Annotated in this window: 9 protein-coding genes and 3 pseudogenes; 7 read left to right on the top strand and 5 right to left on the bottom strand. The window is 39.1% G+C overall.

Going from position 1 to position 9419, the window contains the following annotated elements:
• Window positions 1-222 precede the first annotated feature (222 nt).
• Together ADA55_RS07620 and ADA55_RS07615 are read right to left on the bottom strand one after the other, a co-directional pair.
• Window positions 223-873, bottom strand: a complete 651-nt coding sequence (locus tag ADA55_RS07620; RefSeq protein WP_048681520.1) for an O-methyltransferase — start codon at window positions 871-873, stop codon at window positions 223-225.
• Complete coding sequence (locus tag ADA55_RS07615; protein WP_048681517.1) at window positions 860-1192, bottom strand: hypothetical protein; 333 nt, start codon at window positions 1190-1192, stop codon at window positions 860-862. Before ADA55_RS07615 ends, ADA55_RS07620 begins: the two co-directional genes overlap by 14 nt.
• A gap of 178 nt (window positions 1193-1370) precedes the next feature.
• Here ADA55_RS07615 and ADA55_RS07610 point away from each other — a divergent pair, with 178 nt between their 5' ends.
• On the top strand, window positions 1371-1652 hold the full coding sequence (locus tag ADA55_RS07610; protein ID WP_048681514.1) for a hypothetical protein: 282 nt from the start codon (window positions 1371-1373) through the stop codon (window positions 1650-1652).
• A 47-nt stretch (window positions 1653-1699) separates the two neighbouring features.
• Here ADA55_RS07610 and ADA55_RS07605 read toward each other — a convergent pair whose 3' ends face one another.
• Together ADA55_RS07605 and ADA55_RS07600 are read right to left on the bottom strand one after the other, a co-directional pair.
• Window positions 1700-2128 (bottom strand): MarR family winged helix-turn-helix transcriptional regulator, encoded by a 429-nt coding sequence (locus ADA55_RS07605; protein ID WP_048681510.1) that lies wholly within the window; start codon window positions 2126-2128, stop codon window positions 1700-1702.
• Between the two features lie 132 nt (window positions 2129-2260).
• On the bottom strand, window positions 2261-3352 hold the full coding sequence (locus tag ADA55_RS07600) for a low temperature requirement protein A (RefSeq protein ID WP_048681506.1): 1092 nt from the start codon (window positions 3350-3352) through the stop codon (window positions 2261-2263).
• Window positions 3353-3576: 224 nt separating this feature from the next.
• Here ADA55_RS07600 and ADA55_RS07595 point away from each other — a divergent pair, with 224 nt between their 5' ends.
• The 4 genes and pseudogenes from ADA55_RS07595 to ADA55_RS31350 form a co-directional block, all read left to right on the top strand.
• Entirely contained in the window at window positions 3577-4137 is a 561-nt protein-coding gene (locus tag ADA55_RS07595) for an NADPH-dependent FMN reductase (protein ID WP_048681503.1), read from the top strand.
• 173 nt (window positions 4138-4310) lie between these two features.
• On the top strand, window positions 4311-4952 hold the full coding sequence (gene ycaC / locus ADA55_RS07590) for an isochorismate family cysteine hydrolase YcaC (RefSeq protein WP_048681500.1): 642 nt from the start codon (window positions 4311-4313) through the stop codon (window positions 4950-4952).
• Window positions 4953-5293: 341 nt separating this feature from the next.
• Window positions 5294-5926 carry a type 1 glutamine amidotransferase family protein gene (locus ADA55_RS07585; protein ID WP_048681496.1) on the top strand — a complete coding sequence of 211 codons (633 nt, stop codon included), beginning with the start codon at window positions 5294-5296 and terminating at the stop codon, window positions 5924-5926.
• Between the two features lie 205 nt (window positions 5927-6131).
• Window positions 6132-6290 (top strand): annotated as a pseudogene (locus ADA55_RS31350) (DUF2750 domain-containing protein); the annotation flags it as partial.
• Window positions 6291-6353: 63 nt separating this feature from the next.
• Here ADA55_RS31350 and ADA55_RS07580 read toward each other — a convergent pair.
• Window positions 6354-6629 (bottom strand): annotated as a pseudogene (locus ADA55_RS07580) (IS1595 family transposase); the annotation flags it as partial.
• Between the two features lie 650 nt (window positions 6630-7279).
• Here ADA55_RS07580 and ADA55_RS07575 point away from each other — a divergent pair.
• On the top strand, window positions 7280-9346 hold the full coding sequence (locus ADA55_RS07575) for a BglG family transcription antiterminator (protein ID WP_048681490.1): 2067 nt from the start codon (window positions 7280-7282) through the stop codon (window positions 9344-9346).
• Window positions 9343-9419, top strand: a pseudogene (locus ADA55_RS28345) (PTS lactose transporter subunit IIB); the annotation flags it as partial. The gene ADA55_RS07575 and the pseudogene ADA55_RS28345, both read left to right, overlap by 4 nt.

Here is a 9419-nt window from a genome sequence, read left to right as displayed (position 1 = left end):
CCGTGAATTCGCACATTTCTCGTGTATTTCAGCAGTTTACTCGTGAATTTGAGCAGTTTACTCGTGAGTTTGGGCAGTTTACTCGTGAGTTTGGGCGGTTTACTCGTGAGTTGGGGCAGTTTACTCGTGAGTTTGAGCAATTTACCGAGTTTGGGCAGTTTACTCGTGAATTTGAGCAATTTACTCGTGAGTTTGGGCGGTTTACTCGTGAATTCGCATTATTTACTCGTGAGTTTGATCGATTACTTTTGAAAGGGTCAGTCCATCACCGATTGGGATTAGCATGGATTCCAGTTGAGGATGTTTGGCCACCGTTTCATTGAATGACTTCATAAAGGCAGTGTGACGTTTAGGTTCAGCATCCGGATCAGCGACACTGCCCCTTGCAAGTACGTTATCCATGACGATTAAAGCACCCGGCTCTGCCAGTTTAATGCAATATTGCAGGTAATTTTCATAATTGTCCTTATCAGCATCTATAAAGAAGAAATCAAATTTCTTGTTATCACGAGCGAGTTTTTCAAGGCTTTGCAGGGCTTCTCCGGTCATATAGGATACTTGATCGCCAAAGCCAGCTTTGGTTAGATTGCGATAAGCCAATTTTGCGTATTCCTCCTTTAATTCAAGGGAGGTTAATTTACCTTCGCTGCCGAATCCTCTGGCAAGGCAAATCCCGCTATAGCCTCCAAGAGCGCCTATTTCCAACACATTTTTAGCTCCTGAAATGGATATAAGCATGGTAAGAAGTTTGCCAGATGAGGGAGATACCGAAATGGACGGCATTCCGTTTTCTAGTATGGACGCAATGACTTCTTCCAAAAGATCATCTTTAGTATAAAATAATGAATCGATATAACTGTTAATTTGTTTCATTCATTTCCATTCCTTTCTCATTGGAAGTTTCCTTTTCTTCATTGCCCTTTTCGGCTGCTTCTTCATTTTCTTGTATTTCAAATAATTGAATGAATTCGTTGATTAACATATCAATCGCTTTTAATTCACCGACTAAGATTTGCTGAATGGATTGAAATTCTGGTTGATCTAACTGTTCCTTAATGGTTGAACGTTTAAGGTTCATCATGTCTAAAAAAGCGATGGCTCTTCCGCGGCGAAACGTTTTTGGGCCACGATGGTGTGCAGCATGGTCTTTTCCTCTGTGATGTCCATCTTTTTTGGATTTTTCATTTCTCATGTAAACAACCTCTTTCTGTGTATACATACGTATACATTTTTCTCTCTTATGTTAAATGTATACGTATGTATACAAAATGTCAAATGGCAATCAAATAGAAAAATTAAATTAAAAGTTTGTCTAAATTGTGAATTCGTTATTTTGAGGGGTAAAAAAGTACTTACATTCAAAGATTGGCATGGTACTTGCTTCCGTACAAACGAATACATTGAATGCATTGCCAAAACAATTCTATCCGGATGGCATTGCGATTACGCAAACATCTCAACAAGTATCAGGGGCAATTGGGATAACGGTCATGGTGTCTCTATTCTCTGCGAAGCAAAATGGCTACTTGAATGATGTGGCAAATGATTTACCGGCAGCTGCTGCCTCTGGTTCATCACTTGTATTTAAAATTAGTTTGATTTTCGCCATCGTGAATGTGGTGCTTTCATTGTTCATGAAAAAACCGAAGTAACAAAAATAAAAAAACAGATCACCTTTCAAACGGGTGATCTGTTTTTCTTATTTTTGAACTTTACTTAGTAAATCCAAAAGCTGCTGTTTTTCCGTCTCATTCAAGTTGGCAAACTGTGACGCCTGAAAATGCTCTTGTTTTGGAACGACTTCATGAAAGAACTCTTTACCTTGCTCAGTCAATGACAAGTATTTTGTCTTCCATTCCTGCTCCCGTTTAATCAATCCCAAATCTTCCATTTTCCTTAATAGTTGAGTGATATTGCCTTTCGTCACAAAAAGCTTGTTTGCCAGTTCTTGCTGAGACAATCGTTCATGGGAACCCACTTGAACCAAGATATCGAATTGGGCTGCCGATAGATTCCATTTCTTTAAATGTTGATTGGATTCCCGGATACTCTGGTTATATATCCGTGTGATCCGGAACCATAACATTAAACCTAGTCTTTCCTCATTATTAGATGTGGAGGGATGCATGAATGTCACCTCATACTTTCTTTGTTCCAATCAGTTTATGAATAAACCAATTGTGTGTCAAATGCAAAAAATTCCAACTTCCATATAAAGAAACCAGTATGATCGTATGATACTGGTTCTTTGATTCCTTTATTATGTAGTCGTTAATTTAGCATAGATGATAAAGAACAGAGTTAATTCGGCTATTATCACAATATTCGGTACCCCGACAAACAAATTAAAAATAAAAAAGACGGCTAAAATCCCTAAAAATAACCCTAAATGATATATTTGCAACCGCTGGTGCTTATGTCTATATTGGTGGAAAACAAACGTGGCTGACATGAAATAGAGCAATACGGAACCAAAAACAAAATAGAGGATAAATGAATAATGGACCTCATGTAAAAACAATAACCTGATGGCTGCTGCAATCATGCTTATAGACATTAAAATAAACAGATGACCGTAAATGATGATTTGGCCGGAAGATTGTACAGACTTGTCGACTTTCTTGTCCATATTATCGAAATATTGCCACCACATGGCTATTATAAGGGCAAATGAAATGATGGAAAAGGCTATCGAATCCCAATTTCCTTGTTTAGGTTGAATGACCGCAAGCGTGCTGACAAGAGCTTCCCCAAAGAGAATGATGGTAAATAGGCCAAAGCGCTCCAACAGGTGGGCCGTATTTGTAGGAACCTTTTCTAAGCACTTTCTTCCAAGGATCGGGACAATGATATCGACCAGGATGCCCAAATACAACACAGCATACCGAAGCCAAGAATCAAAAAGGACGGAGAATAATGAAATGGCGATTCCAATCCAAAAATACCTTCCCAAAAAGAGTGCTGCCTTTTTTCGAAATCCCTCTTCTATCCGCTGTACAACGAGATATTGGATAGCAGTAACGGCTCTTAAACCAATATAACCAATTAAAAAAGAAAGGTAATAAGGATCAAAATCAGCAGATAAGCTTGAGGTCATGATCAGGACAAAAAACATTTGCAATATCAAAAATAGCCGTTGATGAAATACATCCTTCCCAAACCGGTTAATAAATATGGTTTGCCCTACCCAAGCCCACCAGATAGGGATAAAAATCAGCACGAACTTTAATAAATACTCTGGATGGATATATCCATCTTCAACATGCAGTAAAACATGAGTTGCGCCTGCAACGGCCGCCACAAATAACAAATCATAAAAGAGCTCTAACCATGTAACTTTCTTTTCATCCATTTCTGTACTCCTCCCAACGCCTTATAGGTTATAGTATGTTGGAAATATTCAGAAAATGGAAGGGGCCAATATAACTTTGGGGTAAGATATGAAGTTCTTTTAACCCAATATTAAGTTAAGCCAAATTTAGTACATACAAGCGTGTAATTAGGAATAACGTCACTTTTTACATTTGGTATATTATGGTACTATAGGATATGATTTCAAAACAGGGAGGGAAGTACATGACCAGAACCATCGGCCTTATTTGCGGCAGTTTACGGGAAAATTCTTATAATCGAATCATCGCTCAATCATTGACGGATATGGTTGATTCGTATCAATTTCGCTGGATCGAAATTAATGATCTTCCGTTGTTTAACGAAGACCTAGAAATAAGTGGGGTTCCAGAAACAGTGGCATCATTTAAATCCGCCATCCAGGACGTCGACGGTATCATTATCGTAAGTCCAGAGTACAATTCTGGAATGCCAGGCGTATTAAAAAATGCATTGGACTGGGCATCAAGACCTCGGGAGTCCGCCGTTCTTACCCAAAAACCAGTTGGCCTGATTGGAGCTACTCCAGGTGGAATGGGTACTGCATTTGCTCAAATGCAAATCAGGCAAGTACTGGAAGCCATGCAAGTACATGTCCTTCCATTTCAAAAAATGCTGATTTCGCAAGTACATAAAAAGATTGATTCTGATCGGAAAGTGCTTACCGACGATCAAACAAAACGTTATCTTGAACGTTATTTACAACAATTCATTCATTGGATCGATTACACTCCAGCTATAGATTAATCAATAATCAATGATTCTTAGTATATATATGATTGACAGGCTATAAGTTTATAGATAAACTTAGAACAACATTCAGTTAAGTCATAAACTGATTGGAACCAACGGAGGAGTTGGGGGATTTCCCTACATATGAACTTTCTTCGATAGCTTTTAATAAAAGGAGGACTTTAAAAATGTCTGATCTCTATTCCCGTCTTTCCAAGGATGATGCTGCCGTTCTTCTGGTGGATCATCAAACCGGTCTTATTTCCGGGCTAGTGCGTGATTATGGTGTTGATGAATTCAAGAACAATGTCATGGCCCTTGCCAACACAGCAAAGTTTTTTGATTTACCAGTCATTTTGACGACAAGCTTTGAAAACGGACCAAACGGACCGCTCATGCAAGAATTGGAAGAACTTTTTCCTCACGCACCAAAAATAGCCCGGCCTGGACAAATTAACGCATGGGATAATGAAGATTTTGTTAAAGCAATCGAAGAAACTGGAAAAAAACAACTAATCATCGCGGGCGTGGTTACAGATGTCTGCGTCGCTTTCCCGGCACTATCCGCTTTGAACGCCGGTTATGAAGTATTTGCTGTCACTGATGCGTCTGGAACAGTCAGCAAACAAGTAGCTGATGCAGCATTAGCGCGTATGGCCCATGGCGGTGTGCAGCTTATGAACTGGTTTAGCGTAGCATGCGAATTACAACGTGATTGGCGCAACGACGTCGAAGGTTTTGGTGCTTTACTTTCCAGCCAGCTTCCTGGTTATCAAAATATCATCGGGAGCTATAGGGGAGCGCAGCGCGACTTCAGCAAGCAGATCTAGATTGTGTCTTTATCCAAGTTGAATAAGGGAGGGGACATTATGTCCTTCCCAGTTTGTATACAAAAAGGTTTCGGAATGTTCTCATTCCGAAACCTTTTTAATTTTGGCTGTTTTCGTAAAGATTGTTGCTTTATAAAAAAGGGTGATTTATATCCATTTTTTGGTACAGTTAGATTAAAGTATCTTATTGAACAAACGGAGCAGGTTAGTTGAATAGGAAATAGACTTTTGGTTAAATATGGTATACAATTATCCCTGAAGGAACGTATGTTCCTTTAGGTGAGATTGCTTTTGATGTGTAAAAAAATAAACTATAAAATTTATGATTGGAGTGTTATTGGATGCAAACAAAAAAAGTTTTTCTATATGTATTTAATACAATGTCGGACTGGGAATATGGATATTTAATTGCTGAACTAAACTCAGGAAGATATTTCAAAAAAGATTTAGTACCTTTAAAAGTAATTACAGTAGGAGCTAATAAAGAAATGATTACTACTATGGGAGGACTGAGCATAAAACCAGATATTTCCCTTGATGAATGTACTCTTGAGAGTAAAGATCTTTTAATTTTACCAGGAGGGACTACTTGGAATGAAGAAATTCATCAACCTATCTTGGAAAGAATTGGCCAAGCTTTAAAGCTTGGCACTATTGTTGCTGCAATTTGTGGTGCAACTGAGGCCCTTGCGAATATGGGATACTTAGATACTAGAAAGCATACAAGTAATAATTTAGAATACACTAAAATGATATGTCCTAACTATAAAGGAGAAAAGTTCTATGAGGTGGAATCTGCGGTATCTGATGCGAATTTAGTTACTGCATCAGGAATAGCTCCTCTGGAATTTGCGATGGAAGTTCTGAAAAAATTAGATGTATTTGCACCAGATACATTACATTCTTGGTATAACCTAAATAAGACTCATAAACCTGAATACTTCTTCCAGTTAATGAACTCAATGAATAAATGAGTTAAAATATCAAATGGCATTTTTATTTTACTTGAAATAATCTCCATACTTTGTACGATGTCAATGTATAATTTTTACACATAATCAAAGTTTTTAGATAAGTTAACAGAGGTTGTTGATAATTGTAAACTATCGGGGGTGTTGAAAAACACCTTCTTATACTAACCTGCCCCGTTTCGAATATTTTATTTAAAAGGTTGCTGATTATGAGGAAGTCTGGGGTTTAAATGACTATGGTTGGGCAACAGCACAGGATGATGATGGAAATAGGTTGATCCCTTTCTTTCCTAAAAAGGAATTTGCAAAATACTATGCCGTTAATGAGTGGAATAAATTCAAAGCTAAACCAATTGACTTATATTAGTTTATTGACGGGGGCTTTAGTCCAATAACAAGTCGGCCACTTTCTTATGAATGTGGCTGTTTTTTATACTTCTCGTAAAAATTTAACCGGGATCAAATTCGTTTTCTTACACGCACTTAATAGCATTTGATTTACTCGTTCCTTAGTCGCCATCTTTTTACTCTGTTGAAGAAAGTTGAACCAATAAAGATAGTTGTCCAGATACTTTGTGGCCACACCTTGAAACCGTCGCATCCAGTCTTTCAATCGCTTGTGATAACTGTTGATGTGCTGAAGATGGAATATTCCTTTTTTGACATATCCCTCTTTACTCAGATTAATCTTCTCGTGAAGCATAGCCTCAGCTAATGCATGCAAGTATAAAAGTCTGGGGACGTATTATGGAAGTTCAGCTGTACCTAAAATAGGTGTTTCAGCATTTGCAGCATATCTATCTACTATTACGAAAGCTCCTTACAGTTCAGCTTTAGCAGCTGCAAGTGTTGTTGTTGGCGCTGTTCCAAATATATATTACTCTTTGAATGATGCTCAATGCACATCTGGTAAGTACTTATACAACAAAAGAACTGTGAAATTCTTTAAAGACAAGGCACGTAAAATACAAGTAGGAAAAACAAGTGTGAGTTATCAAAAAAGAGCTAAGTAAAATAGTAATCTGGAACATTACTTGTGATTTATAAGCAGGTCCTGTTGGCATATTTCTTAATAGTTATAAAAAAGTGGTGGACGTTTAATCTCAAAACTTTAACCACTTTTTTTGTTTGTTTTAAAGAGTGTGTGCAATTTCATTTTAATACTGCATAATGCACTTTTAATTCATTCGCTTTTCTACAAGGCAGAATGGTAATTGACCTAGCAAGGATGCAGTATTGTGCACAAATGTTTAAAGAGTATATTATTGTGCAGTACCTATGACAACATTCGGACTGAGAAACGCTACATTTTTAATAAGAAGTGAGATATCGTAGAAGCAGGGAGAGGGATTGAGAATGTTTTTAGATGAAAGAAGCGCCAATTTACTAAAACTATTACAGCATTCGCCCATTTCAAAAATGAAAGAACTTGAAGCCCAAACAGGTTTGACGAGAAGGCAGATTCAATATGGATTGAGCAAAGCGAATGACTGGCTCCAATTTCATGGATATCAACCGATTCAATATAATCGTGAAATGGGCTACTCCTTTTCTGAAACAATCAGGGATGAAGAATTGAATGTAAAACTGACAAAACGCAATTATATATTTTCAGAGACAGATAGGGAAAAGGTTTTTTACCTCATGATCCTGTTAAGCCAAGAAGAATTGTCCGTCTATCATTTCCAGACGATCACCGGGGTTTCGCGAAATACGGTGCTAAAGGATTTAAAAAGACTTAAAGAGAAAAACAGGGACATATCGCTCAAGATCCAGTATTCCAAACAAGATGGCTATGTGGTGATTGGGGAAAGCCGAACAAAGAGATATATCATTGAACGCCTCGTGCATGATGTACTGAACAGTCCCAATAGTGATTGGATCATGGAGTGCATATGGGGAAATCATGAAAAGCAAATCAGCTCGATCCGGTTACAGCTTGAAAGGGCCGAACGTAAATTGGGCATCACCTTTACGGATGAACGGCTTCATGAACTGAGCTATTTATTTCTATGTACAGATCAGCTCATAGGAAAAGGGGAAGAGTTACAGGCCGACCAGAGCTGGGCGCCGTTTGTTGCGACGGAGGAATACAAACTGGTTGAGGAGATGACCAGGACGAATGCGTTTCAATCAGTATGGAGCGAAACGGAAAACTTATACGCAGCCTTACATTTATTGAGCATGAATCGAACGAAGGATATTTCCCCTCTTAAGGATGATGAAGTCATTCAACACCTTTTGCAGGAAATCGTGGAAGAGTTCGAGAGGCTTGCATTTGTTCACCTGAAAGACAAAGAGCAGCTATGCCAGCAATTATACGTTCATTTTAAACCGGCATATTATCGCCTGCGGTATGGCCTCCCGCAAATGAATCCGATGACGGGACGGGTGCAGAAGGTATATCCCGAACTGCATCATTTGACAAAAAAATCCCTGTGGGTATTGGAGAAAGAGGTTGGCTGTCCAGTATCGGAAGAAGAAGTGGCCTATTTCACGATCTATTTTGGCGGCTGGCTGCGCAGGCAAGGAACAACATTGGATGATCGAAAACGGGCGATTGTCGTATGCCCGAATGGTATCGGCATCAGCAATATCCTCATTTATACATTGAGGGAATTATTTCCTGATATTTTGTTCCTGGATGTTTTGTCCGTTAGAAATGCGGCTGAATACCCGCTGTCGTACGATCTTGTTTTCTCGACGGTGCATATGAGAACAAAAGCGGCATTATTCGTTGTACCGCCGATTTTGGAAATGCAGGACAAACATACATTGCGCCAGCAGGTCATGCAGGAATTGTATGGATATACGACGGAAAGTGTGGATGTTGCAGCTTTATTAAAGATCATTTCCAAGTATGCAACCATCCATGAACAGGATCAGCTTGAAAAGGCTTTGAAGTCGAATGTGTATACCCATACACCAAAAATAACCCAATTTTCTTTAAAGGAGGCAGAGAAGCCCGTGTTAGAAGAACTGCTCAATATGCAAACGATCCAATTACAGCAGCAAGTTTCCGATTGGAAAGAAGCCATTCAAGTCGCGGCCAAGCCTCTCGTGGACTTAGGTACCGTCGAAGAACGATATGTGGATGCCATGATCGAGGCCATAGAAACGAATGGACCATATGTAGTGATAACGCCTGGAGTGGCGATTCCCCATGCACGTCCGGAGCAGGGGGTCAGGTCTTTATCCATGAGTTTGCTGAAATTGGATGAGGCCGTGGACTTTGCGCCGGATAAACCGGTCCGCCTGATTATCATTTTGGCGGCCGTAGATAACGATTCGCATCTGCGGGCATTGATCCAGCTCACTCAATTATTGAATGAGCCGGCCAATATAGAAGAAATCTTAAGCACTTCAGATAAATCGGTCCTTATGGAGTACGTTCATAAATATTCGAAGGAGGAAGCGGAATGAAAATCATGGTAGTATGCGGAAACGGATTGGGAAGCAGCTTCATCATGGAGATGAATGTGAAGAAAGCATTGAC

The organism is Bacillus sp. 220_BSPC (assembly GCF_001054655.1).
Classification (GTDB): Bacteria; Bacillota; Bacilli; order Bacillales; family DSM-1321; genus Peribacillus; species Peribacillus frigoritolerans.
Note: the sequence above shows the minus strand (reverse complement) of the source record. Positions and strands in the feature narration are given on the sequence as shown.